Source organism: Streptococcus gallinaceus (genome assembly GCF_024170225.1).
Lineage (GTDB): Bacteria > Bacillota > Bacilli > Lactobacillales > Streptococcaceae > Streptococcus > Streptococcus gallinaceus.
Genome location: NZ_JALJXU010000007.1, coordinates 47,491 through 71,619, shown reverse-complemented (window position 1 = coordinate 71,619; position 24,129 = coordinate 47,491). Strand labels below are relative to the sequence as shown.

The window sequence follows — 24,129 nt, the reverse complement described above, 5'->3', positions numbered from 1 at the left end:
ATAGAAATACTGCTGGGGTTATCTCGGCAGTTTTCTTTTACCCTAATGTGGAAATCAACTGTTCGAGATAATTGGTTGATTGATCTGGATTCTTCTTGATAAGAAGCGTATAAAAATAAGGGCTAATCAGCCCTTATTTTTTGTTATGACTATTCTTCGCGCTTGTGGAAGAAAGTGAGGACACTCATGAGGAATAAGCCGAGTAGGATGAGAAGTGTGCCACTACTTTCACCAGTATTTGGAAGAGTAGTTGTCGCTGTGCTCTTGGCAGCGGTGTCGATTGCTGCAGATGGAGCAGTTGTTTTGCCTGGTTGGTAGGTCATATTTTGAGCATCTGCCTGCTTGCCAGGTTTAGTTGCTGGGTCGATTGGCATCGGATCGATTTGTGGTTCTTCAGGTTTTACGTAGGTAAAGGTAAAGTCACCAAATCCTTCAGCTTCGGCTGATGCTGCGATGTACTGGATGTCTTTGTGGGTGCCAATCAAGTCTTTTGCTTTATCTGCAGTTTGGAAACGAAGGTCCAAGCCTTCGATAGTGTCTGATAAGTACCAGTTGTTGTCTGCAGACGGGTTGATAGTTTTCTCAGCCAAGATGTAATTGATAATGACTTGGCGGTTTTCAAGCCCGAGAAGGCGGTTGACGGTTGCGTTGGCTACACCAGGGAATTGACCGCTTGCGCGATAGTTGTTGGTCACAACGATAAATTCTTGGTCGGCTGTGACATCTTTTCCTTGGTATTTCAAGTTGCGTACGCGACTTGCGCTAGCATTGACCAATTTGCCATCTTTATCGTATTTGTTTGGTTGTGTGATATCAAATTCATACGTTACACCATCAATCACATCGAAGTTATAGGTGCGATAGTTGGTGTTGACCATGTTTTGTGGTGCCTTGCTAGTTGGGTCAATCGTGTTGAATTGTCCAGCAGACATTTCCAACCATTCTTTCAAATCCGCACCTGTCACTTTAAGGATAGCTGTTACATTATCGTAGAGGTAAAGGTCGGCTACGTTTTTGATTGCGATTGGTCCAGCAGGAATGTCTGTATAGGCGGTTGCATCACCGCGCGTACCAGCTTTAAATGGAGCCGCAGCAGATAGAATCGGCAAGTTAGCTTCGGCTGTTCCTTTGAGCTCTTGTTTGGCGTACCAGATTTGAGCTTTATTGACGATTTGGATAGATGGATCGTCTTTGACAAGTGCAAAGTAGCTGGTGATTGGAGCAGTAGTTGTTCCGACTTGTTCGCGGACGTATTTGATAGTTGCTTCGTGAGATTCTTTTGCGATGGTAATGATTTCTGGTTTTGCTTCGTCCGATTTTGTATCGATTTTACGGATTTCAGCATGGCTTTTTGTGACTTGCCATTTGCCATTCATGCGCGTCAAGCCTAGGTCAATGATTCCAAGATGGTCACCATATTTGCCAGCCATTGTAACAGGTGTGCCGGTGATCAATCCGTTTACGCCGTCAACATCTTTGTACTTTTCATAGAAACCAGTTCCTTTTCCTGATGGAAATTCAGCGTGTGAATGCCCTGTAACAACTGCGTCTACGCCATCAATGCCTGCGATTTGGTAGCCGACATTTTCTTCGCCGACTTCGTAGACATCGTCACCGATACCGGAGTGAGAAAGGACGAGAATGATATCAGCGCCAGCTTTTTGCATCGCAGGAATAACAGATTTTACAGCTTCAACAGAGTCTTTGACCGTGATTTTGCCTTCAAGAAGAGCCTTGTCCCAGTTGAGGATTTGAGGTGGAACGATTCCGGTAACTCCGATGTTGAGGTTGATTGCCTTACCATCTGTCGTCTTGTAGCTTTTGGTGATGATTTCGTAAGGTTTGTAGCGCAAGTTTCCTGTAGCTGTGTCGACTACGTTGGCATTAACGATAGGCATACCTGCAGTTGAAATAACCTTGTCCAAATATTCCAAACCGTAGTTAAACTCGTGATTTCCAAGTGTACCTGCGTCGAATCCGAGTTTGTCAAGTGCGGCGTACATTGGGTGAGTTTCGCCGGCTTCAACAGGGTCAATAATGGATTTGTAAGTTCCGAGTGGTGTGCCTTGGATGATATCTCCATTGTCAACGAGGAGAACGTTTGGTTTTTCTTCTTTTGCTTTGTCGATTAGGACAGCTGTTTTAGCCAAACCGATAGTTTGGGATGGCTTATCTTGGTAGTAATCGTAGTTGACCAAGTTGGTGTGGAGGTCGGTTGTAGACAAGATCCGAACATCTACTGTATCGCCTTCTTGAGGCGTTGTTGGTTTTTCACTGGTGTTTGTAGCGGTAGTAGGTGCGGTTGTTGTAGTAGTTTCGTTTGTAGCAACAGTTGTCGCCTCGCTAGGTGTAGCAGTGCTTGCTACTGTTTCATTTTCAGAGGAGGTACTCTCTGCCAAGGGTGCTTCGTTGCTGGCTACAGATGGAGTTGATTCTGTAATGGTTACTGTTTCAGTGGTAGCTTCCGGAGTAGCGGTTGAATCGCTGGACTCTGCGGCTGGAGTTTCCACGAGATTTGCGACAGGGGCAGTGCCTGTGGCTGGAGTTTCCTCTGCTTCGACTAGGCTTGTAGAAGCTAGCACTGCGGCAAACATAGTTAAAAGCATGGTGCTTTTTTTAAGTGAATGTTTAGACATATCGTCCTCCTCTAAAAAGGTTTTGGACATACATTATACAATAAGAAACCCTTTTCATCAATACTTTTTTATAAAAATCCGAACATTTTCTGTAAAAACATCCCGATAACATGCTGCTTTTCATTGTTGTTAGTTGTGCTCGTTCTAAGATACTTATTCAAAAATATGATTTGACAATTTAAAAAACGAGCTGGGTATCCAACTCGCAATTATGTTACTCATTTATAATCCAATAACGCAGCATCTTGTCTCCATCGCTAGGGTCAATACGAGTGTCTTCGTAGACGCCGCCGTTGGCGAGGATTGTTTTTTGTGAGCCAATATTCCAGTCTGCGGCTGTAATCAGGACCTTGTCGATGTCTAATTTTACTGCTTTGATGAGAGCGAGGCGCAGCTGCTCGGTTGCATAGCCCTTTTGTCGTTCGTCAGGGTGAATGGAGTAGCCGATGTGACCTGCGATATTTAGGAGGAATTCCTGCTCGATATCGTGTCGGATATTGACAATGCCGACCATCTTCTGGTCAGATTCACGGATGCAGAGGAAGGTAGAAGATGGCGAGCGGTCAGGCCGACAGGTTGCGTAGGATGATTCACGCTCTAAGTGGGCTAACCAATCAGTTAGCGAGTCCATTTCTTGCAATCTGCTACCGCCATGGAGATGCTCGGACGCAAAGGCAGATTTGTAGGCGGAGATTTGCTCAGCGTAGTCTAAAGTGGGTGTTACAAGTGCTAGTTTTTCCATAAGCGCCTCCTTGATATTGTAGGTATTTTAGCAGAAATGGATTTTCTTGTCAAAATGTGTTCTGACTTGTCCTTTTGAGCTGAAAATATGATAAAATAGTGAGGATACGTGGTTGTTGCAAAGCTGAGGAAAGAAGTTTTCTTTCTTGAACTTTGTAAAAACCCGTAAATTAACATTTGGAGAAAAAATCATGTCAAAACAAGTTTTTGAAACTGTTTTTGCTGGTAAAAAATTGGTCGTAGAAACAGGCCAAGTTGCCAAGCAAGCAAACGGTGCAGTTGTCGTTCGTTATGGAGATTCAACCGTTCTTACAGCAGCTGTGATGTCTAAGAAAATGGCAACGGGAGACTTCTTTCCCTTGCAAGTCAATTATGAAGAAAAAATGTACGCTGCTGGGAAGTTCCCAGGCGGCTTTATGAAGCGTGAAGGCCGTCCATCAACGGATGCAACCTTGACAGCTCGTCTCATTGACCGTCCGATCCGTCCTATGTTTGCAGAAGGCTTCCGCAACGAAGTACAAGTCATCAATACAGTGCTTTCTTACGATGCAGACGCATCAGCACCAATGGCAGCTATGTTTGGTTCATCACTTGCGCTTGCCATCTCAGATATTCCTTTCAACGGACCAATCGCTGGAGTACAAGTAGGTTATGTCAATGGTAAATTCATCATCAACCCAGACCAAGCCCAACAAGCGGTTTCCCTCTTGGAATTGACAGTGGCAGGTAACAAAGATGCCATCAACATGGTAGAATCTGGTGCCAAAGAATTGTCAGAAGACATCATGCTGGAAGCTCTTTTGAAAGGTCACGAAGCCATTCAAGAACTCTTGGCCTTCCAAAATCAAATTGTAGCAGCTGTTGGTAAAGAAAAAGCGGATGTGGAACTCTTGCAAGTCGATCCAGAATTGCAAGCAGAAATCATCGCGGCTTACAACGAAGATTTACAAAAAGCGGTTCAAGTCGAAGAAAAATTAGCGCGTGAAGATGCGACAAATGCTGTTCGTGAAGCTGTTATCGCTGCTTACGAAGAGCGCTATGCAGACCACGAAGAACATGACCGCATCATGCGTGACGTTGCAGAAATCTTGGAAATCATGGAACACACAGAAGTGCGTCGTTTGATTACCGAAGACAAGGTTCGTCCTGACGGACGCCGTGTAGATGAGATTCGTCCTTTGGATGCAGAAGTAGACTTCTTGCCAAAAGTTCACGGTTCAGGTCTCTTTACACGTGGACAAACGCAAGCCTTGTCAGTTTTGACCTTGGCACCAATGGGTGAAACACAAATCATCGATGGATTGGATGACGAGTACAAAAAACGGTTCTTGCACCACTATAACTTCCCACAATACTCAGTTGGTTCAACTGGTCGTTATGGTGCACCAGGTCGTCGTGAAATCGGTCACGGTGCTCTTGGAGAACGTGCTCTTGAGCAAGTATTGCCAAGTTTAGAAGAATTCCCATATGCTATCCGTCTTGTAGCCGAAGTCTTGGAGTCAAATGGTTCTTCTTCACAGGCTTCTATCTGTGCAGGAACGCTTGCTCTTATGGCAGGTGGTGTGCCAATCAAGGCTCCGGTAGCAGGGATTGCCATGGGTTTGATTTCAGATGGTACAAACTACACTGTCTTGACGGATATTCAAGGCTTGGAAGACCACTTCGGAGATATGGACTTTAAGGTTGCCGGAACGCGTGACGGAATCACAGCTCTACAAATGGATATCAAGATTGACGGGATTACGCCACAAATCTTGGAAGAGGCTCTTGCACAAGCTAAGAAAGCTCGCTTTGAAATTCTTGACTTGATTGAAGCAACGATTCCAGAAGTTCGTCCTGATTTGGCACCGACTGCACCTAAGATTGATACCATCAAGATTGATGTGGACAAGATTAAGGTTGTCATCGGTAAAGGTGGCGAAACCATCGATAAGATTATCGCTGAAACAGGTGTCAAGATTGACATCGATGACGAAGGTAACGTGTCTATCTACTCTAGCGATTGTGCAGCGATTGAGCGTACAAAAGAAATCATTGCAGGCTTGGTTCGTGAAGCAAAAGTCGGTGAAGTCTACAAGGCGAAAGTGGTTCGTATTGAGAAATTTGGTGCCTTTGTCAATCTCTTTGATAAGACAGATGCATTGGTACATATCTCTGAAATGGCTTGGGCTCGCACCAATCGTGTAGAGGATTTGGTTGAAATCGGCGACGAAGTAGATGTAAAAGTCATGAAAATTGATGAAAAAGGTCGTGTTGACGCATCTATGAAGGCTCTTCTTCCAAAACCAGAAGGATTTACAGAAGAAAAACGTGAAAAAGGTGACAAGCATGATAAGCATGACCGTCCACGTCGTTCACACGATAAAAAAGAAGATAAAGGCTTTGGCGAATTCAAAATTCACAAAGTAGAAAAATAAGCAGAGAAGAGGCAGGGCGCAAACCTTAGCCTTCTCTCTTTATAAATGAGGTAAGAAAATGGGTTGGTGGAAAGATACAATCGCTATCGTCAAGGAAAATGATCCCGCTGCGCGTACGACGTTGGAGGTTCTTTTGACATATCCGGGTGTCAAGGCTTTGGCTGCCCACCGCCTCTCTCATTTTTTATGGCGTCATCAGTTGAAGTTGCTGGCGCGGATGCACAGCCAGTTCTGGCGTTTTTGGACACAGATTGAAATTCATCCTGGTGCTGAGATTGCCAGTGGGGTCTTTATTGACCATGGTGCAGGTTTGGTGATTGGAGAGACGGCAGTCGTTGAGTCTGGAGTCATGCTCTATCACGGCGTAACGCTTGGGGGGACAGGAAAGGATGTCGGTAAACGGCATCCAACTATCCGCCGAGGAGCTTTGATTTCTGCCCATGCTCAGGTGATTGGACCGATTGAAATTGGTGCAGGGGCAAAGGTCGGTGCATCAGCAGTGGTTGTCGCAGACGTTCCATCTCAAGTCACCGTAGTGGGTATTCCGGCTAAAGTTGTCCGTGTCCATGGTAAGAAGGATGAGCTGGTCAATCATCAAATCGAGGAAGAACGCAAGGAGCGCTATTACACATCCAAGTTAGAAGAAGCCCGCTATGCTAGCATGGAATCCTCTCATCTCTAGAAAGATTTGCCTATGATTTTAGAAGAATTTGAAAATGGACCAGCGGTCATTGAACCAACGGACTGCTTAGATGACGATTTAGATATTTTAGAAATCTGTGGCACCATGATTCTGCCTTTTTCAGGGGAATTATTCGAGAAGATTATTAGCACACCCTATGCTCGATACGCAGGCTGCAAGTCCAATATCAACGGCAGACAGCCTTTGTACATCTATGAAAGAGATGGTTTGAAAGTAGGTGTTTTTAAGGCTCTGCTAGGCGGCCCTGCCTTGATTGGCAGTCTGGAAGAGCTGCAGGCAACGGGATTCAAGAAGTTTATTCTCTTCGGAACTTGTGGTGTCTTGGACGGAAGTTTGGAGGCAAATAAGATTATCCTGCCGACTTCGTCTATTCGGGATGAAGGGATTTCCTATCACTACGCACCGGCTTCAGATGAGATTGGTTATTCTGAGGCGCATGTGGAGAGATTTTCACAAATTTTGGACAAGCACGGCATCGAATATGTGCAAACCAAGGCTTGGACAACGGATGCCTTTTACCGTGAAACGCCTGCTAAGGTGGCGCGCCGTAAGGAAATGGGCTGCCAGGTAGTAGATATGGAGTGGGCATCGGTTGCAGCTTGGGCTCAATTTCGTGAGAAGGAGGTCTATCATTTCTTTTATACATCAGACTATGTCGACCACGAAAATGGCTGGGACAAACGAGATGGACACGAGGAAGAGGACTTGTTGACTTTCTTTGAAATCGCCCTGAAAATCGCAGGAGAATTAGCATGAAAAATTTAAGTAAAAGTCCCTATGGGATGGGAATTGTTGTGGTTTTGGGTGCCTTCTTGTCCATTTACCATCTGATGAAAGAGGAGTATGCTTTAGCGATCTTAGCGGGTTTTTTGGCGATTATTTGGGCATGGGCCCTCTACTTGAAATTTTACAGTAAAAGGAAAAACGATGATAAAGATTTATGATACCATGAACCGAAGTTTGCGGGATTTTGTCCCTCTTGAGGAAAATAAGGTCAAGATGTATGTCTGCGGGCCTACCGTGTACAATTATATCCATGTAGGAAATGGTCGTTCGGCGGTGGCATTTGATACAATCCGACGTTATTTTGAGTACCGTGGCTTTGAAGTGGCCTACATTTCAAACTTTACGGATGTGGATGACAAGATTATCAAGGGTGCGCGTGAAGCGGGGATGTCCACCAAGGATTTCTCAGATAAATATATCGCAGCCTTTATGGAAGACACAGCAGCCTTGGGCATCAAGCCGGCAACGCGCAATCCACGCGTGATTGATTTTATAGATGATATCATTGCTTTTGTGGCGGATTTGATTGAAAAAGGCTTTGCCTATGAGAGTCAGGGTGATGTCTATTTCCGTGTGGAGAAGTCGCAGGATTATGCCAAGTTGGCCAATAAGAGCTTGGAAGATTTGGTCATGGGAGCCAGTGGACGGATGGATGAGGAGACGGCTCGGAAAGAAAATCCTCTGGATTTTGCCCTCTGGAAATCAGCCAAGGCGGGTGAAGTTTCTTGGAAGAGTCCTTGGGGAGAGGGGCGTCCTGGTTGGCATATTGAGTGCTCGGTCATGGCGACAGAAATCTTGGGAGATACCATTGATATTCATGGTGGTGGTGCGGATTTGGAGTTTCCACATCATACCAATGAAATCGCCCAATCTGAAGCGAAAACAGGTCACAAATTTGTCAACTACTGGATGCATAACGGCTTTGTTAATGTGGACAATGAAAAAATGTCCAAGTCTCTGGGCAACTTCGTGACTGTTCATGATGCCCTAAAAACCATTGATGGACAGATTTTGCGTTTCTTCTTGGCGACTCAACATTACCGCAAGCCGATTAACTTTACGGAAAAAGCCATCCACGATGCTGAAGTTAACCTCAAATATCTGAAAAATGCCTATGAGCAATCCTTTTCAGACCAAGTAAATCAAGCAGAATTTCAAGTCTTACTCGAAAAATTTCAGGCAGCTATGGATGAGGATTTCAACACTGCGAACGGAATTACAGTTGTTTTTGAAATGGCAAAATGGATCAATTCGGGCAACTATACTGCCGCTATTAAAGAGCAGTTTGCGGCTGTGTTGGAAGTTTTCGGGATTGTGTTTACTGAAGAAGTGCTGGATGCGGATATCGAAAACTTGATTGCAGAGCGCCAAGAAGCGCGTGCCAACCGTGATTTTGCACGAGCGGATGCTATACGAGATCAATTGGCTGCCCAAGGCATCAAGCTACTTGATACCAAGGAAGGTGTAAGGTGGACACGTGACTAAATTTGATGCCAATCTCATCAACGGGATTGCCCTTGCTTTTGAAGGGGATGCGGTTTATTCGCTCTATGTCCGCCGTCATTTGATTTTTCAAGGGCAAACCAAGCCCAATCAATTGCACAGGCTGGCGACGCAATATGTCTCTGCCAAGGCACAGGCTATGCTGGTTCAAGCCATGTTGGACGCCCAGCTATTGACAGAAAAAGAAGAAGAAATCTATAAACGCGGGCGGAATGCCAGCAGTCACACCAAAGCTAAAAATACGGATGTCATTACCTATAAGATGTCAACGGGTTTTGAAGCGGTCATGGGCTATCTGCACATGACGGAGCAAATTGAGCGATTGGAAGTTTTAATTGACTGGTGTATTTGTCAGGTTGAAAATCGAGCACGCTAGAAGTTTTGAGAAAGGAAAGGACGAGAGGATGGAGGACATTGCAGCAATTTTTCCAGGCGCAAGGCGAGTGAGTCGGCCTCAAGAAAATAGTAAAAAATCCTATCTCGCTCTGCCAGATGGTCACTGGATGGAGTTTGATAAGGAGGAGTTGACTGCGAGAGAAGAGGCTTTGCTGGCTCTTTTTTCCCCAGTGATATATCCTAAAACCTCGAGTCCTTGGGCTGAGTATTTAGTGTGGGAGAAGGGGACGGTTCCCCAATCTGTAAGGAAAATTCAGTTCCTACACGTTCGGACTTGGAAGCAGGCATCGGATGACTGGCTGGATATGATGGCGGAACTCTTATCCAATACGCTTGGCCGATTTCAGCTTCCGAATGGAAATCTGATTTTTGTCCTTGACCAAGAGCAAGGGCTTGCGATTTACGATATCTTGTCAGAGAGTATTCAAGCGCTGGAGATTGATTTTGATGTTCGTTTGACCTGTTTTCTGGGACAGATTTGGCAGGAAGCGGATCAAAAGGCTTGGCCCTCACTTTTTCAAGCGGAACAAAGTCTCTTTTCCAAGTGGCAGGAGAGCTATAATCAAACAATGGTCTTGACCTTTAGTAAACTGTTTTTATGGGGGCAGACAAAAGGGGAGTTTTTGCCTGTACTGGCTAGCCACCTGCGGAATCTCATCTTGGAACAGGATCAGCTGACAGAGATTATATTGGCTTTATGGGAAGAGTCGGCAGTAGCGACCAAGGCGGCTCAAAAGCTGTACCTGCATCGCAATACGCTCCAATATCGACTGGAAAAATGGCATGAATTGACAGGCTTGCAGCTCAAGGAGCTTACGGACCTGACCCTGTGCTATAGTTTGGTTTTAGATGATTTATTTTAAAAGGTTGGGTAACCAATCTTTTTTATAGAGAGGGAAAAACGATGCGACTATTATTTGCAATGGATCAAAAGGATTATCAAGATTGTACCTATACCTATGTGCGAAATTCTGCCAGAAGTATTATTATCACCGATGGGAAAGTAGCCATGGTACATAGCGCCAAATATGATTACTATAAATTTCCCGGTGGGGGGATTGAAGCGAATGAACATCCGATTGATGCGCTTTTGAGAGAGACCTTAGAGGAAGTTGGTCTACAGGTGTTGAGACATACGGTGGAGGAGTACGGCTATGTTCACCGAAAATTACGCAGTATCCAAGATCCAGACCAGTGCTTTGTCCAGGATAATTTCTACTACATTTGTCAGGTAGATGGACAAGTACTCCCGAAAAATCTCGATTCCTATGAAAGTGATGAAGGCTACCATTTGGTCTATGTCAATCCGCACCAAGCCATTACAAAAAATCGCTCGGTAGGCCAAACGCCATACGACTCATCCATGTTTGAACGGGAAGCACGGGTGCTCGAACAGCTGCTGGAGGAAGGGTGTTTTGAGCTGGAGCAGTAGAATTTTTTCCTTTTGTCAAGGTGCACAAAAACGCTTACAAAATTTGGGCGACTTGCCATGGCTTTGTAAAGCGTTTTCATTTACAATAAAACCATCGAAAGAAAAGGAGTCAGAACATGGTTCAACTTAATCTAAAAAACATTTACAAAAAATACCCAAATAGCGAGCACTATTCAGTTGAAGACTTCAACTTGGACATCAAAGACAAAGAATTTATCGTTTTCGTAGGTCCTTCAGGTTGTGGTAAATCAACTACTCTTCGTATGATTGCCGGTTTGGAAGATATTACAGAAGGGGAAGCATACATTGATGATGTGCTCATGAACGATGTCGCTCCTAAAGATCGTGACATTGCCATGGTTTTCCAAAACTACGCCCTCTACCCACACATGACTGTCTATGACAACATGGCTTTTGGTCTTAAATTGCGCAAATACAGCAAAGACGAAATCAAAAAACGTGTAGAAGAAGCAGCTGAAATTCTTGGATTGACTGAATTCTTACAACGTAAACCAGCTGACCTTTCAGGTGGTCAACGTCAACGTGTTGCCATGGGACGTGCCATTGTCCGTGATGCAAAAGTGTTCTTGATGGATGAACCTTTGTCAAACTTGGATGCAAAACTTCGTGTATCTATGCGTACAGAAATTGCGAAAATCCACCGTCGTATCGGCGCAACAACTATCTACGTAACCCACGACCAAACAGAAGCTATGACCTTGGCTGACCGTATCGTTATCATGTCAGCAACAAAAAATGAAGCTGGTACAGGTACAATCGGTCGTATTGAGCAAATCGGTACACCTGAAGAACTTTACAACTCACCAGTCAACAAATTTGTAGCCAGCTTTATCGGTAGTCCAGCTATGAACTTCTTCCCAGTAACATTGCAAGATGGTGTCTTGTCAAGTGGATCAAGCTTCTCAGTAAGATTGCCAGAAGGACGTCGCAAACAATTGGAAGACAAAGGCTATAATGGTAAATCATTCACACTTGGTATCCGCCCAGAAGACATCAAAGCATCTGCTTTGGAATTGGAAACTTACCCAGAAAGCGTGATTACAGCTGAAGTTGTCGTATCTGAATTACTTGGTGCAGAAACAATGCTTTACAGTAAAGTTGGCGAAACAGAATTCGTATCTCGTGTTGATGCTCGTGATTTCCACCGTCCAGGTGAACACGTGAAATTGGCATTCAACTTGAACAAAGCACACTTCTTCGACGATGCAACAAGCAAATCAATCGTTTAAGAATACAAAAAAGGAACCAAATGGTTCCTTTTTTTACATCCAATTATGGCGATAGGTTTCGTAAAAATCGACTTTCAGGCGGATGAATTCTTCCATATCATGCAGGAGTTGAAAGAGTGTAGCGCGTGTTTCAAATTCTTGTCGACTTTGTGGCAAGGGGCGCTCGCGGAATGTTTGGTGGAAGAGTTCAATATCCGTCAAGAGTTCATAGGCAGAGTTTTCTTGACTTAATTGCTGGGCAGTGCGTTCAAATAGACTGGCTAAAATGATACTTTCGCGGCCGTCTAGCAGGCATTTATTGATACTTACAGCCATGCGGCGCAAGATTTTATTTTGAGCTGCACGCATTTCGAAATAGTGCACTTGGTAATTGGTCTGGTTGAAGAGTTGATTGTGGCGGTCGAGATAGACAACGGAAAGGGCTTCTTGCAGTAGTTGGTCAAGCTGATTGATCAGCTGAGCATCATTGCGTCCATCGCCGTCTTGTAGAAAGGATTCAAAACGGAGGAGGATTTGTTTGAGTAGGTCTTCCACTTTTTGGTGATAGGCTTGGATTTGATTGTTTTGAGAGGGCATATAGATATTGCAAATGAGTGCTAGACCAGCCCCAATCAGAAAGAGCGCCAGCTCATTTCCCAAAAATCCAATCGAAATATCCTTTTCTAAAAGTAAGTGAGTCACGAGGACCGTTGACGGAGCGATTCCAGCTTCCCAGCCGTAATGATAGGCCAGAGGGACGTAGACTGCCAAGTAGATGGCCAAAGTCCAGAAGTCAAATCCAAGTAAGAAAAAGGTTAGCCAGGCGATGGCCAGGGCTAAGAGAGTTGAAAAAAGTCGGTTGCTTGCCATTTTTAGCGAAGACTTGCGCGTATCGAGGACACTCAAGATGGCAATAATCCCAGCCGAGGTGGCATAGGTCAGACCTAACCATCGGGCTAAATAGATGGAAAGAACGGTTGCAAGGATCAGTTTCACAGTACGATCAAGAATGGGCATAAAAAATCTCCTATCAGTATTAAAATATTGTATCATAAATCTCAAAAGACCATGTCTTCTATGCTATAATGGAATCATGGAACAGAATGATATCGTATATGGCGTACATGCAGTCGTGGAGAGTTTAGAAGCCAACACAGGTAATAAACTCTATATCCAAGACGATTTGCGCGGAAAAAATGTAGAGAAAATAAAAGCCCTTGCTGCCGAAAAGAAAGTGTCGATTTCTTGGACACCAAAGAAATCTTTATCGGAGATGACAGAGGGGGCGGTGCACCAAGGCTTTGTCTTGCGTGTATCGGAGTTTGCCTATGCAGACTTGTCGCTTATCTTGGACAAGGCTGACCAGGAAGAAAATCCGCTTCTCTTGATTTTAGATGGTTTGACAGACCCCCATAATTTTGGTTCGATTTTACGGACTGCGGATGCCACGCAAGTAGCCGGCATCATCATTCCCAAGCATCGGGCTGTTGGGGTGACTCCGGTTGTGTCCAAAACGTCGACTGGTGCGGTGGCTCACGTTCCTATTGCGCGTGTGACCAATCTCAGCCAGACTCTAGATGTGCTGAAAGAAAAAGGGTTCTGGGTTTTTGGTACCGATATGAACGGCACACCAAGTCACAAGTGGAATACAGCGGGCAAGTTGGCTTTGATTGTTGGAAATGAAGGAAAAGGGATTTCACCCAATATCAAAAAACAGGTCGATGAGATGATTACCATTCCCATGAAGGGACATGTACAGAGTCTCAATGCCTCTGTGGCGGCAGCTGTGCTCATGTATGAAGTATTCAGAAATAAGCTTTAAATGAACGAAAAGATTTTACTGGTTGACGGCTACAACATGATTGCTTTCTGGCAATCAACCAAACAAGCCTTTAAGCAAGGGAAGTTAGACCAGGCGCGAACGATTTTGCTCAATAAACTGTCTAACTACGCTTCGTTTGAAAAAATAGAAGTTATCTGTGTATTTGATGCTCAGCACGTCCCAGGCCTGCGCCAACGATATGATGAGTTTAATGTAACAGTTATCTTCACAGAAGAAGATGAAACCGCGGATACTTATATCGAACGGATGAGTGCAGAACTCAATACTTCCCAGCTGACGGTGTCGGTTGCGACCAGCGACTTAAATGAGCAGTGGGTAGTCTTTTCGCAGGGGGCTTTGCGTGTATCGGCGCGTGAATTGGAGCAACGAGTTTCCAATGTTAAAAAAGAGCTCAACCACTTTGTGGACAAAACAGAATTATATACACCGAGATTGACGCCTTGGTCAGACGGTAATTTACAGGTTTTAGAAAAAATGATGAAGGAGATGAGAGATGACCTTTAAGATTATGACAGATTCGACAGCAGATTTGCCGGAACAGTGGGTGAAGGACCATGATATCACTGTTTTGGGACTCACCTTACAATTAGATGGCGTGACCTACGAAACGGTAGGTGACCAGAAAATGACTGGTCAAGCCTTATTGAAAAAAATGGAGGCGGGAGGCATGCCTACGACGAGTCAGGTCAATGTTGGTCAATTTGAGATGGCCTTTCGTCAGGCTGTTGCAGCAGGGCAGGATGTGCTGTATATCGCATTTTCTTCTGGTTTGTCAGGGACTTATCAGAGTGCAACGATTGCCCGAGATATGGTCTTGGATGAGCATCCTCAAGCAAGAATTGAGGTATTTGATAGTAAGTCTGCCACTATGGGAGAAGGGTACCTAGTGATGAAGGCTGTTGAGGCGCGTGAAGCAGGAGAAGACCTTTCCAGTACTTTAGAAAAGATAGCGGAGCTGGCTCCTCGTATCCAGACCTACTTGATGGTTGATGACTTGCAGCATTTGGTGCGTGGTGGTCGATTGTCAAAAGTTGCGGCAATGGTTGGTGGTTTAATCAATATCAAACCAATGATTTCTATTGATGCAGAAGGACGCTTGTACGCAGCAGGAAAAATTCGTGGCCGTAAAAAAGCCATGAAAGAAATGGTCAAATTAACCATGGAAAATCTAGATGATTCGACAGTCATTGTCGCCTATACAAAAGATGATGAAGGTGCTGAGGAATTGAAAAATATCCTTCTTGCACAAGAGGGGATTGAAACTGTCTTGGTCAACCATATCGGCCCAGTTGTGTCCAGTCATATTGGTTCAGGTAGCTTGGCGATTCAGTCTATTGGAAAAACAAAACGTTGATGATAATGAAAGAGAAGCTGAAAAGTTTCTCTTTTTTGAATGAAATATAGAACAAAATGTTAATTATAGTTGACAAAATTCTATTTAAAGAGTAAGATAATGGTAAATAAAAATGATCAAGGAGTTTTACTATGAATCTGAAGAAACAAGAACAGTCAGTCGTTTTTGATGAACGTCAGCGAGGGTTTATCCTCAAAAGTTACCAGTATGGATTTTGTTTTATGATTTTTGTTTTATGGTTGTGCTTCTTTGTTACCAGATACTTGGGAGCGAGCATTACCTCTGGATTCATGATTTCCCTTGCTTTCTGGGGTGGTCTGTGTATCCAGACTTCTTACGCTATCTTGAAGGGAGCTCATCCGCTGGTCGACAGTCGTTTTAAGAAATTTGGCCCGTTGAGAAAATGGGTAGGTATATTTATTTTACTATATGGTCTAGGCATGAGTGTTTTGGGTATTGTAGAGAGTGTGAATGCTCGTTTGGGTTGGAAAGAGTTTTTCACTTTTGGCGGAACAGGGATGTTTTTAGCTTTAGATGTAACGTTGACTGTCTTAGGGCTTACCTTGGTCTACCGCCAGTATCTTGATAAAAAAGAAATGGAGGATTAGTCATGATTTACTTACCTTTGATTCTAATGTTGGTAGCCATTGCAGGTGTGCTCTATTATCGTCGGAAAAAGGATGGGGATGGCGTTGCGGTCTATCCTAAGAATGAATACGATGAATATCAACAAATCCTTCGCGGGCGTGGCTACAACTACGCTTTTTATAGCCTACTAGCAGCCCTTTATTGTCTTTATATGCTGGCAGAATTAGCAGGTATTCGTTTTCCACAGGCATTTTACTTTTGGTTTCTGATGTATGTGGGCATCAGTGTACAAGTTGGCTACAGTCTCTGGAGTGGTGCTTATTTTCCTATTAATAAGAAAGAAGTTGGTATTTCGCCCAAACAATTTTTCATCTTATCGTCTTGTATGGTCGTCGTCGCTCTTTTCTTGATATGGCAAGGAGATTATCCAGCGGATGTGTTTGCCAAAGGTGGTCTAGGTATGATTTGCTTATTGGGACTTTTTCCTCTGCAAAATATCATCATCTTGGCCATTCGTTTGTGGCGAGAGAGGAGAGACGATGATGAGTAAAAATCTCAGACTAAAAGCAGCGCGTGCGGGGAAAGACCTTTCTCAGCAAGCCTTGGCAGACTTGGTTGGTGTATCACGCCAGACTATTGCTGCTGTAGAAAAAGGGGACTACAACCCAACAATCAATTTGTGTATAGCTATTTGCAAAGCTTTGGACAAGACTTTAGATGAATTATTTTGGGAAATATAGGTGGGGAAAACGGAAGATTCGTCTGTAAAAGAAAAGTAAAAAAAGAGATCTAAATCCCTTGACGGAAGACATGATTTTTTGGTATGATAGTAGGCGGTATTGTTTACCCCATTTGAAAGGCCCCGGAACCTTCCAAATACCTTCGATGGGACGGAACACCCATCACCCTTGTAAACAAATATTACGAATTCGTATAGGAGAAATCATGAACAAAACAACTTTCATGGCTAAACCAGGCCAAGTTGAACGCAAATGGTACGTTGTTGACGCAACAGATGTACCTCTTGGGCGTCTTTCTGCAGTAGTTGCTAGCGTACTTCGCGGAAAAAACAAACCAACCTTCACACCACACACTGATACTGGTGACTTTGTGATTGTTATCAATGCTGAAAAAGTTAAATTAACTGGTAAAAAAGCAACTGATAAGATCTACTACACTCACTCAAACCACCCAGGTGGATTGAAGCAAATCTCAGCAGGTGAACTTCGTTCTAAAAATGCTGTTCGTTTGATCGAAAAATCAGTTAAAGGCATGCTTCCACACAACACTCTTGGACGTGCACAAGGTATGAAATTGAAAGTCTTCGTTGGCGGTGAGCACACTCACGCAGCACAACAACCAGAAGTACTTGACATCTCAGGACTTATCTAAGAGGAAAGGAGCATTAAATAATGGCACAAGCACAATATGCAGGTACTGGCCGTCGTAAAAACGCTGTTGCACGCGTTCGTTTGGTTCCAGGTACTGGTAAAATCACAGTTAACAAAAAAGATGTAGAAGAGTACATCCCACACGCTGACTTGCGTCTTGTTATCAACCAACCATTTGCAGTTACTTCAACTGAAGGTGCATACGATGTTATCGTTAACGTTAATGGTGGTGGATACGGTGGTCAATCAGGTGCGATCCGTCATGGTATCGCTCGTGCACTTCTTCAAGTAGATCCAGATTTCCGCGACTCATTGAAACGCGCTGGTCTTCTTACACGTGACGCACGTATGGTTGAACGTAAAAAACCAGGTCTTAAGAAAGCTCGTAAAGCTAGTCAGTTCTCAAAACGTTAAGAACGGCTTTACATCAACGATTACAAGCATTTTGCAAGTCTCTTGCAAGGTGCTTTTTTTGTCGTTTTTTGCTTTTGATACCTTTTTTGATACCGTGTTGGAAAAACTTCTATATCTTTTTTGACTGTTATTTAGCTTTGAGATAGTCCGCAAATTGCTTGATGGACTTATCTTCTCCGTTAGTTGTTGAATGGCTATAGGTGTCTAAAGTCATTTGGCTACTTGCATGACCTAGCCTTTTTGCTGTATTGATTGGGTCAACTCCAATCTCAATCATCAAGGTTGCATGCGTATGCCTGAAACCGTGAGGACTGATTTTTCTTAACCCATGTTTTCTGATAATCCGTGATAGGACGTTGTTGATATAGTCTGCATGTAGTGGCTCTATTGAGCCTGACCGTGTGCAGTAAGTGAAGATAAAATCTTGCTCGATAGAAAGAGGTGCGACTGCTAGTTGTACCTTTTCTTTTTGGTAGTTTGACTTCCATTCTTGCAGAATAGAAATGGTCTCGCTATCTAGCTTAATCTTTCTTACTGAAAAATCGTTTTTAGTGCCTTTTTCGATTGCCTGTCCGTCTAATCGTCCTAGACTCTTATTGACGTTCAGTGTCTCACTCTGAAAGTCTATATCAGCCCATTTAAGAGCATATAGCTCGCCTTTCCTTAAGCCGCTATAAGCTAGTAGTCTAAACAGTGCATAATGCTTGTAAGGCTCTTCCTGAAGGACAATGGCTAGAAACTCTTTTAGTTCCTGAACCGTCCAATAGTTTTCTATCCGTGTCTTTTTCCGCTTCGGCATAATAATTTCTGCCATAGGGTTATGCTTAAGCAATTTCATCTTTATTGCAAAGTCAAATATTTTTCCAGTATAAGACTTGATTTGCTTGATATTCTTAAAAGTCTTAGCCTTTTCTGTGATGAAGTTCTGACAGTCCAAAGGGGAGATTTTGCTGATGGGCAATTCTCCCATGACTGGCAGAATGTGAAGCTTAAACATATCAAGAGTACGAGAAGCCGTGGTCGGCTCTACCGTATCTTGATAGGCTTGATACCATCTCTCGAATATCTCGTTATAAGTTTTATGAGTTGGCTTGATGAACTCTTCCAACTTTCCTGAAGCCTTAAGGTAGATTAGCCTAGCTTCGTAGTCTTTGGCTTCCTTTCGAGTACGAAAGCCACGTTTGATATGGTCTGCACGTCGACTGTTTCTAGTCATATAGACCTTGACTAAATACAAATAGCCATTTTTGGCTTTTTTGCTTGGGTATTTGTGAATGGACATTGTAATTTCTCCTTTATTTTTTGGGTTTCGAAGCTTATAAAATAAAGAAATTACAACCGGTTCCTGATTGATTATTTATTTAGTAATTGTTTTAAGTCGTGCAGAGAAAGTTCTATTTCTCCGTTTTCATTAGAGGTTTTATTAAATATCTCACTTGTTTGTGCTTTGAATTTATTTTGTAGTGATTCTTCTTCAGATTCTAACTTGAATAAGTAATCCTGTAACTCTTTTAACCTTTTTAAAGTTTTTTTCTTCTCTTCATGAATAGACTGTAATTTTTGAATATCCTCCTTGTTTAGAATGTTTAGATTTTTATTAGACTGCGCTAGATAAAGCAAATGAAGATAAATAAATCTTGCATCTTCGGTAAGATTTTTCAATGTGTTTTCTTTTTTATCTTGAATACTATCTCTTCCTAACAAAAATGGAACTGATACGCCAAAATAGTTAGCTAGTTTTAGAGCGTTCTCTTTTTTAGGTGTCCTAATACCTTGATTGTAAGAACTTAAAGCACCGTAAGGAATGTCAGCTTCTTTACTAATCTCTTTTAATTTCTTTCCAGATTTTATAATTAGCTCCCGTATTCTTGTTGGTGGTTTTTCGAAAATATCGTTAATATCAGACATATAAAACTCCTTTCAAGGTATTATTTTATCATTTTTAAACAAATATGTATAATTTTAGTTGACAAAAACAAAAATGTTTTATAAAATCAAATTGTTAAACAAATATGTTTAATTTTTGAAGCTTATAAAATAAAGAAAGGGGTCAGCTATGGCTTACACACTAGAAGAACAAGAAACGTTTGTCCGATTTGACGCACTGGATAAACAATGGACGATTGAAACAAATTATTCTCCACACGTTCAAAAAGTGCTAAAACTTCCTGAAGCCTATGAAGTGTTAAATACTGAGGAGGAAGAAGGCAGAACGATTTGGCTCAATGCTATTATGAAGATTGGTGAGGATTTTTCAATCAATGTATTTCCTAAGAAAAAACGCAAGATGACAGAAGGACAACGCCAAGAACTTGCTGAACGTATGAAACGGACAAGAGCAACCCTTGAAAAATAGGAGTGTCGCTCAATCTGAAATACTAGATAGGTATATTTACCCTATGGAACTATTTTAGATTGAACTATTCCCAGAAAATAGGTAGCGAAAATAGCTTAAAATCGATTTTAACAAAAAGGAGAACCTGCAAATGACAGATGATTTCATGAATTGGTTAGGGATAGCTATGATAACAGCATACTTAATCTTAGCAATTACAACAGGAAGGACTTTTTTAGCAATTTGTGTCGCGATAAGTTTAACAGTGCTCTTGATACTTATAAAGAAAAGTAGGAAGTGATGATATGACAGAAGGATTTACTATACAACTCCCAAAAATAACAGAAAAGAAGTTGCTTGCTCGCTATGATAACATGCTCCAAAAGGCAATAGAAAAAGCCCTTGAGGACAAGGAACTTTATAAGCCTATGGGGCTTGTGCCGTTGGCTAGATGTCTCAACGACAACTATTGTCAAATGGCAGAAGGGAGGCATGCCCCATATGGTGATTGATGGTGTGACTCTGTACGACAAACGCAAGGTTACACAATGGCTACAACAATTTGAGAGGTAAGAGCTATGGACTATGACAACGAAAACTATCTAATACCCAAGATTTTACTACAAGATGATTTCTACAGCAGTCTATCTGCGAGAGATATTTTAGTCTATGCTGTCTTGAAAGATAGACAGATAGAAGCTCCTGAAAAAGGTTGGATAGATACTGATGGCAGTATATATCTAAATTTTAAACTGATTGAATTAGCTAAAATGTTTTCTTGTAGCAGAACCACAATGATAGATGTTATGCAACGACTGGAAGAAGTTAATTTGATTGAACGAGAAAGAGTAGACGTTTTTTATGGCTACTCTTTACCCTACAAAACCTATATCAACGAGGTATAAGCAATGATAAAGATTTATTTTGGAAAAGATACAACACTTAACCAAGCTATTCAGTCGCGATTGGATAGCTATCAGATTGACTATCAAGCATTCTCAAGCAAAGATATAGATGTTAAAACACTAATGGAATGGCTATTCAGGTCGACCGATATATTTGAATTACTAAGCACTAAGATGTTGAAATACAAGCTGAATACACAAATTACCCTTAGTCAATTTGTTCGAAAGATTTTAAAAGATGTCAATAGCACCCTAAAGCTTCCCATTGTTGTGACAGATGAGGTTATTTATTCGAACATGTCCCCTGACTATGTGACGGTACTCTTGCCAAAAGAATATCGGAAAATTGAAAGAATTCAGCTGATGAGGAAGATGGAGCAGTTAGATGAGGGACGTCTATTCTGGAAAAACTTTGAATTGTTCCGTAAGCAATCAGAGCTACGTTGGTTTGAACTGAATGAGTTACTGTTTGCTGATGTGTCTGACGATTTAGGAGAAATCAAAAAAGCTAAAGACCGTTTCTTTAGCTACAAGAAAAATAAACAGGTACCTCCTGATGAGATTATAGGAAAAATCCTCAAAATATTTTTGGTTGACCGAGAAGACTTTTTTAAAAAATCTCCTTCGGATTTACAAAATTTCTAGTCAAAAATATTTGTGAAAACAACTATGAAAATATTTTGAAAATAGAGATTTAAGGTCCGATTTATAGGGGTTCTGAAAAATTTATAACAGGGCGCCCTCTAACAGCCCGCTATGTTCCCATTTCGTGGGATTTTACTACACCCGTTTTTTGGCAAGTTTGGCTGGAGCAAAATGAAAATGGTTCGACTCCGAAGGGGGCGGCTCGGGGTTGCTCCCCCGAGAATGTCATTTTACGCAAGCCTTTACGCAGTCAAAAAATTGGCGCCGATAGGCGACCAAGAAAAGAAAGGAGTCTTGTTTGGAATTAAAAGTCAGCTTAGACAATATTACGATAACAGCTTACATCAAATCATACAAGCTCCTGAGCTTAAAAAGATTGGTTGAAGGTCATACAGCTATTATTATTCAAACTGCTATGACTGATATGTTCAGAGCTTACACAAGGGATGGAGGTCAAGTTGTGCTCCACATGGAATATGACAAAATAAAAGGACAAGCTTTTAATGCTCGCCCTTTCCGATTGGAGTTCAATCCCAATAAACTCCGTTCAGTAGATACTGAAATTATAGACACTATTATACCATATCTTGAAGATATTGCAATATCTCGTGCTGATTTAGCTTTTGATTTGTTTGAGGTTGATTGTAGTGAGTTTGTGTTAGAGAAAAAGGGACGTCCCACTGCGACCAAAGAATTTCGTTCAGATACTGGAAAACTAGAAACAAAGTATCTTGGTGCTTCTCGTTCAGAAAAACAGGTTAGGCTCTATAACAAGAAAAAAGAGCAACTAGAAAATGGAACGGATAAAGAAAAAGAATTTGCTAGTCAATTTAATCACTGGTGGCGATTGGAATTTCAATTAAGAAGTCGTTCAGTCGAGGAGATATTCGAAGTTCTTAATACAGTTATTTTTAAACCGTTTAGATTTGATGGTTTATCCGTTGAAGCTAAGCTTTATATTTCTGCACTCATATATAACAAAGGAGTCTGGAGAGAAGTTAGCAAGAATACAAGATCTAAATATAAAAAGATTTTAGAAACGTATCAAACATCAGATACTGATTATTTAGGTTTGCTGAAAGACTTGTTGAAACATGAGCGACCAAGACTTGAAAAACAATTAGCCTATTATGGTGGTCGGTAGATTGTCGGACAATGCGAAGCGTCCGATCAAGGGCACTGCTTAAGTGCCCTACTCGCTTCGGCGAGTATAATCGAAGCTCCTCTTGTGGCTCGAGAGGTGGTTCGAAGTCGCTCCTGTATTCGGAGCGAAGAGCTGTCTGCAAGCCCCTTCGGAGAACGCACATTTACGGAGTAAAGTGTAGTGCGTTACACTTTACATGGAAGTAGTGCCGACCCTTCAGGAAAAAATCTTGCCTATGAGTTGCTTATTTCTGGTGGCAATCATCCGCCACCAGCTCGGCGACCTTTTGAGCCGAGAAAGGAGAAAAATCAATGAGTTATGCAGTAGCTAGAATGGTCAAATACAAATCTGGTAATCTCGGTGGTGCTTATCGCCATAATGAACGTGTTTTTGAAAATCATTCAAACAAGGATATTGACCCTGAACGAAGTCATCTAAATTATGAGTTAACAGACCGTGACCGCTCTATTCCCTACGATAAACAAATAAAAAAGTATGTCAATGACAATAAACTATCTAAACGTGCTATTCGGAAAGATGCTGTATTGTGCAATGAATGGATTATCACATCTGATAAGGCATTTTTTGAGGATATGAGCCATGAGCAGACGAAAGAATTTTTTGAGACTGCTAAAAACTTCTTTGCTGAAAGGTATGGGGAACAAAATATCGCCTATGCCATGGTTCATCTTGATGAAAGCACCCCACATATGCACCTTGGTCTTGTACCAATGCAAAATGGAAAGCTGAGTTCAAAAGCCTTGTTTGGTCATAAGGAACAGCTTAAGGAAATTCAGGAGGAGTTCCCAAAATACCTGAATGATAAAGGGTACACTTTACAACGTGGAGAAGTTGATAGTGAGAGAAAACATCTTGATACTGCTGAATACAAGGAGAAACAGCGTTTGCTTGATGATGTCGAGCAACAACTATCTGAAAAGCAAGATAAGTTAGAGCAGATAAGTCAGAAAATAAACCAGCTAGAGTTGACTGTTTCAGAAAAAGAGCAATTGCTCCAGCATTTGGAGCAGAAGGAGTGGCACACTCTCGAAGAATTGAAGCAATACGAAAAAGAAATAGAGTCCTTGGCTGAAAGTTTAACTGATTTGAAAGAGGTTGAGCCTTTAGGATTTAGGGAGCTACACGCAGAAGGACTAGCAAAGCGTACACTTGACGGCAAACTAAAGATGAATAGAGCAACCTATAATAGGCTATATCAGACTGCTTCTAAAAATGCGACAAATAACGTGAGACTGAGGCAGGACAGGAATGCTTTAGAGCATAAACTGAATAAGTCTCTAAAAGACCAGAACAATCTAGCTAAATCATTGATAAAAAGTGAAAATTTGCTAACAGAAAACAGGGAATTGAGGTCCGAAGTTGACAGGCTCCAGCATGAAAACAAGGGCCTTAGGCAAGAGATGGAACGCTTGAAGGATAGCCTAAAAGCTGTGAGTAAAAAATTGGCTCTGTGGCGTAAGAATGCTAAAAAGTATCTACCTGAAAAAGAATACCGCTCTGCTATGAGATTAGCTAATCAAATCAGACCGCCTAAAATAAATATAGTGACCGCAGTCAAAACAGTTAAAAATGTAATTGAGAAAAACTTATTTTAAGCATTTTATGCCGTGAAAGTCTCTTGACAATAAGCTAGTCGGCTTTAGACT

Annotated in this window: 27 protein-coding genes and 1 pseudogene; 23 read left to right on the top strand and 5 right to left on the bottom strand. The window is 42.2% G+C overall.

Annotated features, from left to right (window positions below; genetic code table 11):
- Positions 1-149: 149 nt before the first annotated feature.
- Entirely contained in the window at positions 150-2,636 is a 2,487-nt protein-coding gene (locus J2T50_RS08860; RefSeq protein ID WP_253365823.1) for a bifunctional 2',3'-cyclic-nucleotide 2'-phosphodiesterase/3'-nucleotidase, read from the bottom strand.
- Positions 2,637-2,850: 214 nt separating this feature from the next.
- Entirely contained in the window at positions 2,851-3,378 is a 528-nt protein-coding gene (locus tag J2T50_RS08855; RefSeq protein ID WP_253365821.1) for a GNAT family N-acetyltransferase, read from the bottom strand.
- A gap of 190 nt (positions 3,379-3,568) precedes the next feature.
- Between J2T50_RS08855 and pnp the strand changes: the two genes are divergently transcribed.
- The 9 genes from pnp to J2T50_RS08810 all read left to right on the top strand — a co-directional run bounded on the left by pnp (position 3,569) and on the right by J2T50_RS08810 (position 11,864).
- Positions 3,569-5,794, top strand: coding sequence for a polyribonucleotide nucleotidyltransferase (pnp, locus tag J2T50_RS08850; protein WP_253365819.1), 2,226 nt, complete (start codon positions 3,569-3,571; stop codon positions 5,792-5,794).
- A gap of 58 nt (positions 5,795-5,852) precedes the next feature.
- Complete coding sequence (gene cysE, locus J2T50_RS08845) at positions 5,853-6,476, top strand: serine O-acetyltransferase (RefSeq protein ID WP_253365817.1); 624 nt, start codon at positions 5,853-5,855, stop codon at positions 6,474-6,476.
- A 12-nt stretch (positions 6,477-6,488) separates the two neighbouring features.
- A complete protein-coding gene (locus J2T50_RS08840) occupies positions 6,489-7,253 on the top strand; it encodes a nucleoside phosphorylase (protein WP_253365815.1) in 765 nt (254 codons plus the stop codon).
- A complete protein-coding gene (locus J2T50_RS08835) occupies positions 7,250-7,441 on the top strand; it encodes a hypothetical protein (RefSeq protein ID WP_253365813.1) in 192 nt (63 codons plus the stop codon). Before J2T50_RS08840 ends, J2T50_RS08835 begins: the two co-directional genes overlap by 4 nt.
- The gene (cysS, locus tag J2T50_RS08830) at positions 7,425-8,768 is read left to right on the top strand and encodes a cysteine--tRNA ligase (RefSeq protein WP_253365812.1); all 1,344 of its coding nucleotides are present in this window, start codon (positions 7,425-7,427) and stop codon (positions 8,766-8,768) included. The genes J2T50_RS08835 and cysS overlap by 17 nt, the downstream gene beginning before the upstream one ends.
- Complete coding sequence (locus J2T50_RS08825; RefSeq protein ID WP_253365810.1) at positions 8,761-9,162, top strand: Mini-ribonuclease 3; 402 nt, start codon at positions 8,761-8,763, stop codon at positions 9,160-9,162. Before cysS ends, J2T50_RS08825 begins: the two co-directional genes overlap by 8 nt.
- Before the next feature lie 28 nt (positions 9,163-9,190).
- Positions 9,191-10,045: a helix-turn-helix domain-containing protein gene (locus tag J2T50_RS08820; RefSeq protein WP_253365808.1), complete on the top strand. Its 855-nt coding sequence runs from the start codon at positions 9,191-9,193 to the stop codon at positions 10,043-10,045.
- Positions 10,046-10,086: 41 nt separating this feature from the next.
- A complete protein-coding gene (locus J2T50_RS08815) occupies positions 10,087-10,614 on the top strand; it encodes an NUDIX hydrolase (RefSeq protein WP_253365806.1) in 528 nt (175 codons plus the stop codon).
- 116 nt (positions 10,615-10,730) lie between these two features.
- The gene (locus tag J2T50_RS08810) at positions 10,731-11,864 is read left to right on the top strand and encodes an ABC transporter ATP-binding protein (RefSeq protein ID WP_253365804.1); all 1,134 of its coding nucleotides are present in this window, start codon (positions 10,731-10,733) and stop codon (positions 11,862-11,864) included.
- A gap of 33 nt (positions 11,865-11,897) precedes the next feature.
- On the opposite strand, the gene J2T50_RS08805 is transcribed toward J2T50_RS08810, so the two are convergent.
- Entirely contained in the window at positions 11,898-12,860 is a 963-nt protein-coding gene (locus tag J2T50_RS08805; RefSeq protein ID WP_253365802.1) for an aromatic acid exporter family protein, read from the bottom strand.
- 76 nt (positions 12,861-12,936) lie between these two features.
- Here J2T50_RS08805 and rlmB point away from each other — a divergent pair, with 76 nt between their 5' ends.
- The 8 genes from rlmB to rpsI all read left to right on the top strand — a co-directional run bounded on the left by rlmB (position 12,937) and on the right by rpsI (position 17,433).
- Positions 12,937-13,665 (top strand): 23S rRNA (guanosine(2251)-2'-O)-methyltransferase RlmB, encoded by a 729-nt coding sequence (gene rlmB, locus J2T50_RS08800; protein ID WP_253365800.1) that lies wholly within the window; start codon positions 12,937-12,939, stop codon positions 13,663-13,665.
- Complete coding sequence (locus tag J2T50_RS08795; protein ID WP_253365798.1) at positions 13,666-14,190, top strand: NYN domain-containing protein; 525 nt, start codon at positions 13,666-13,668, stop codon at positions 14,188-14,190.
- Positions 14,180-15,040, top strand: coding sequence for a DegV family protein (locus J2T50_RS08790; RefSeq protein WP_253365796.1), 861 nt, complete (start codon positions 14,180-14,182; stop codon positions 15,038-15,040). Before J2T50_RS08795 ends, J2T50_RS08790 begins: the two co-directional genes overlap by 11 nt.
- 131 nt (positions 15,041-15,171) lie before the next feature.
- Positions 15,172-15,648: a hypothetical protein gene (locus J2T50_RS08785; RefSeq protein WP_253365792.1), complete on the top strand. Its 477-nt coding sequence runs from the start codon at positions 15,172-15,174 to the stop codon at positions 15,646-15,648.
- 2 nt (positions 15,649-15,650) lie between these two features.
- The gene (locus J2T50_RS08780) at positions 15,651-16,178 is read left to right on the top strand and encodes a hypothetical protein (protein WP_253365791.1); all 528 of its coding nucleotides are present in this window, start codon (positions 15,651-15,653) and stop codon (positions 16,176-16,178) included.
- The gene (gene smuR, locus J2T50_RS08775; protein WP_253365848.1) at positions 16,171-16,368 is read left to right on the top strand and encodes a transcriptional regulator SmuR; all 198 of its coding nucleotides are present in this window, start codon (positions 16,171-16,173) and stop codon (positions 16,366-16,368) included. Before J2T50_RS08780 ends, smuR begins: the two co-directional genes overlap by 8 nt.
- 205 nt (positions 16,369-16,573) lie before the next feature.
- Positions 16,574-17,020 (top strand): 50S ribosomal protein L13, encoded by a 447-nt coding sequence (rplM, locus tag J2T50_RS08770; RefSeq protein WP_253365790.1) that lies wholly within the window; start codon positions 16,574-16,576, stop codon positions 17,018-17,020.
- 20 nt (positions 17,021-17,040) lie between these two features.
- Positions 17,041-17,433: a 30S ribosomal protein S9 gene (gene rpsI / locus J2T50_RS08765; RefSeq protein ID WP_222347807.1), complete on the top strand. Its 393-nt coding sequence runs from the start codon at positions 17,041-17,043 to the stop codon at positions 17,431-17,433.
- Positions 17,434-17,560: 127 nt separating this feature from the next.
- On the opposite strand, the gene J2T50_RS08760 is transcribed toward rpsI, so the two are convergent.
- Together J2T50_RS08760 and J2T50_RS08755 are read right to left on the bottom strand one after the other, a co-directional pair.
- On the bottom strand, positions 17,561-18,715 hold the full coding sequence (locus J2T50_RS08760) for a tyrosine-type recombinase/integrase (RefSeq protein WP_253365789.1): 1,155 nt from the start codon (positions 18,713-18,715) through the stop codon (positions 17,561-17,563).
- 71 nt (positions 18,716-18,786) lie between these two features.
- On the bottom strand, positions 18,787-19,341 hold the full coding sequence (locus J2T50_RS08755; protein WP_253365788.1) for a helix-turn-helix domain-containing protein: 555 nt from the start codon (positions 19,339-19,341) through the stop codon (positions 18,787-18,789).
- A 148-nt stretch (positions 19,342-19,489) separates the two neighbouring features.
- Between J2T50_RS08755 and J2T50_RS08750 the strand changes: the two genes are divergently transcribed.
- The 6 genes and pseudogenes from J2T50_RS08750 (at position 19,490) to mobV (ending at position 24,078) form a co-directional block, all read left to right on the top strand.
- Positions 19,490-19,789, top strand: coding sequence for a hypothetical protein (locus J2T50_RS08750; RefSeq protein ID WP_253365786.1), 300 nt, complete (start codon positions 19,490-19,492; stop codon positions 19,787-19,789).
- Between the two features lie 284 nt (positions 19,790-20,073).
- A pseudogene (locus J2T50_RS08745) lies at positions 20,074-20,341 on the top strand (DNA-binding protein).
- A gap of 5 nt (positions 20,342-20,346) precedes the next feature.
- A complete protein-coding gene (locus J2T50_RS08740) occupies positions 20,347-20,673 on the top strand; it encodes a replication initiator protein A (protein WP_253365784.1) in 327 nt (108 codons plus the stop codon).
- A gap of 3 nt (positions 20,674-20,676) precedes the next feature.
- On the top strand, positions 20,677-21,318 hold the full coding sequence (locus tag J2T50_RS08735) for an arsenate reductase family protein (RefSeq protein WP_253365782.1): 642 nt from the start codon (positions 20,677-20,679) through the stop codon (positions 21,316-21,318).
- 298 nt (positions 21,319-21,616) lie between these two features.
- Positions 21,617-22,462 carry a replication initiation factor domain-containing protein gene (locus J2T50_RS08730; protein WP_253365780.1) on the top strand — a complete coding sequence of 282 codons (846 nt, stop codon included), beginning with the start codon at positions 21,617-21,619 and terminating at the stop codon, positions 22,460-22,462.
- 311 nt (positions 22,463-22,773) lie between these two features.
- Positions 22,774-24,078, top strand: coding sequence for a MobV family relaxase (gene mobV / locus J2T50_RS08725; RefSeq protein ID WP_253365778.1), 1,305 nt, complete (start codon positions 22,774-22,776; stop codon positions 24,076-24,078).
- The last annotated feature ends 51 nt before the right edge of the window (positions 24,079-24,129 follow it).

Coding starts and splice junctions, on each gene's coding strand:
- J2T50_RS08805 (WP_253365802.1), bottom strand. CDS start 12,860: ATGCCCATTCTTGATCGTACTGTGAAACTGATCCTTGCAACCGTTCTT.
- J2T50_RS08835 (WP_253365813.1), top strand. CDS start 7,250: ATGAAAAATTTAAGTAAAAGTCCCTATGGGATGGGAATTGTTGTGGTT.
- cysE (WP_253365817.1), top strand. CDS start 5,853: ATGGGTTGGTGGAAAGATACAATCGCTATCGTCAAGGAAAATGATCCC.
- J2T50_RS08755 (WP_253365788.1), bottom strand. CDS start 19,341: ATGTCTGATATTAACGATATTTTCGAAAAACCACCAACAAGAATACGG.
- J2T50_RS08860 (WP_253365823.1), bottom strand. CDS start 2,636: ATGTCTAAACATTCACTTAAAAAAAGCACCATGCTTTTAACTATGTTT.
- smuR (WP_253365848.1), top strand. CDS start 16,171: ATGAGTAAAAATCTCAGACTAAAAGCAGCGCGTGCGGGGAAAGACCTT.
- J2T50_RS08815 (WP_253365806.1), top strand. CDS start 10,087: ATGCGACTATTATTTGCAATGGATCAAAAGGATTATCAAGATTGTACC.
- J2T50_RS08735 (WP_253365782.1), top strand. CDS start 20,677: ATGATAAAGATTTATTTTGGAAAAGATACAACACTTAACCAAGCTATT.
- J2T50_RS08855 (WP_253365821.1), bottom strand. CDS start 3,378: ATGGAAAAACTAGCACTTGTAACACCCACTTTAGACTACGCTGAGCAA.
- rlmB (WP_253365800.1), top strand. CDS start 12,937: ATGGAACAGAATGATATCGTATATGGCGTACATGCAGTCGTGGAGAGT.
- J2T50_RS08840 (WP_253365815.1), top strand. CDS start 6,489: ATGATTTTAGAAGAATTTGAAAATGGACCAGCGGTCATTGAACCAACG.
- rplM (WP_253365790.1), top strand. CDS start 16,574: ATGAACAAAACAACTTTCATGGCTAAACCAGGCCAAGTTGAACGCAAA.
- mobV (WP_253365778.1), top strand. CDS start 22,774: ATGAGTTATGCAGTAGCTAGAATGGTCAAATACAAATCTGGTAATCTC.
- J2T50_RS08795 (WP_253365798.1), top strand. CDS start 13,666: ATGAACGAAAAGATTTTACTGGTTGACGGCTACAACATGATTGCTTTC.
- pnp (WP_253365819.1), top strand. CDS start 3,569: ATGTCAAAACAAGTTTTTGAAACTGTTTTTGCTGGTAAAAAATTGGTC.
- J2T50_RS08820 (WP_253365808.1), top strand. CDS start 9,191: ATGGAGGACATTGCAGCAATTTTTCCAGGCGCAAGGCGAGTGAGTCGG.
- J2T50_RS08785 (WP_253365792.1), top strand. CDS start 15,172: ATGAATCTGAAGAAACAAGAACAGTCAGTCGTTTTTGATGAACGTCAG.
- cysS (WP_253365812.1), top strand. CDS start 7,425: ATGATAAAGATTTATGATACCATGAACCGAAGTTTGCGGGATTTTGTC.
- J2T50_RS08760 (WP_253365789.1), bottom strand. CDS start 18,715: ATGTCCATTCACAAATACCCAAGCAAAAAAGCCAAAAATGGCTATTTG.
- J2T50_RS08740 (WP_253365784.1), top strand. CDS start 20,347: ATGGACTATGACAACGAAAACTATCTAATACCCAAGATTTTACTACAA.
- J2T50_RS08790 (WP_253365796.1), top strand. CDS start 14,180: ATGACCTTTAAGATTATGACAGATTCGACAGCAGATTTGCCGGAACAG.
- J2T50_RS08780 (WP_253365791.1), top strand. CDS start 15,651: ATGATTTACTTACCTTTGATTCTAATGTTGGTAGCCATTGCAGGTGTG.
- rpsI (WP_222347807.1), top strand. CDS start 17,041: ATGGCACAAGCACAATATGCAGGTACTGGCCGTCGTAAAAACGCTGTT.
- J2T50_RS08750 (WP_253365786.1), top strand. CDS start 19,490: ATGGCTTACACACTAGAAGAACAAGAAACGTTTGTCCGATTTGACGCA.
- J2T50_RS08810 (WP_253365804.1), top strand. CDS start 10,731: ATGGTTCAACTTAATCTAAAAAACATTTACAAAAAATACCCAAATAGC.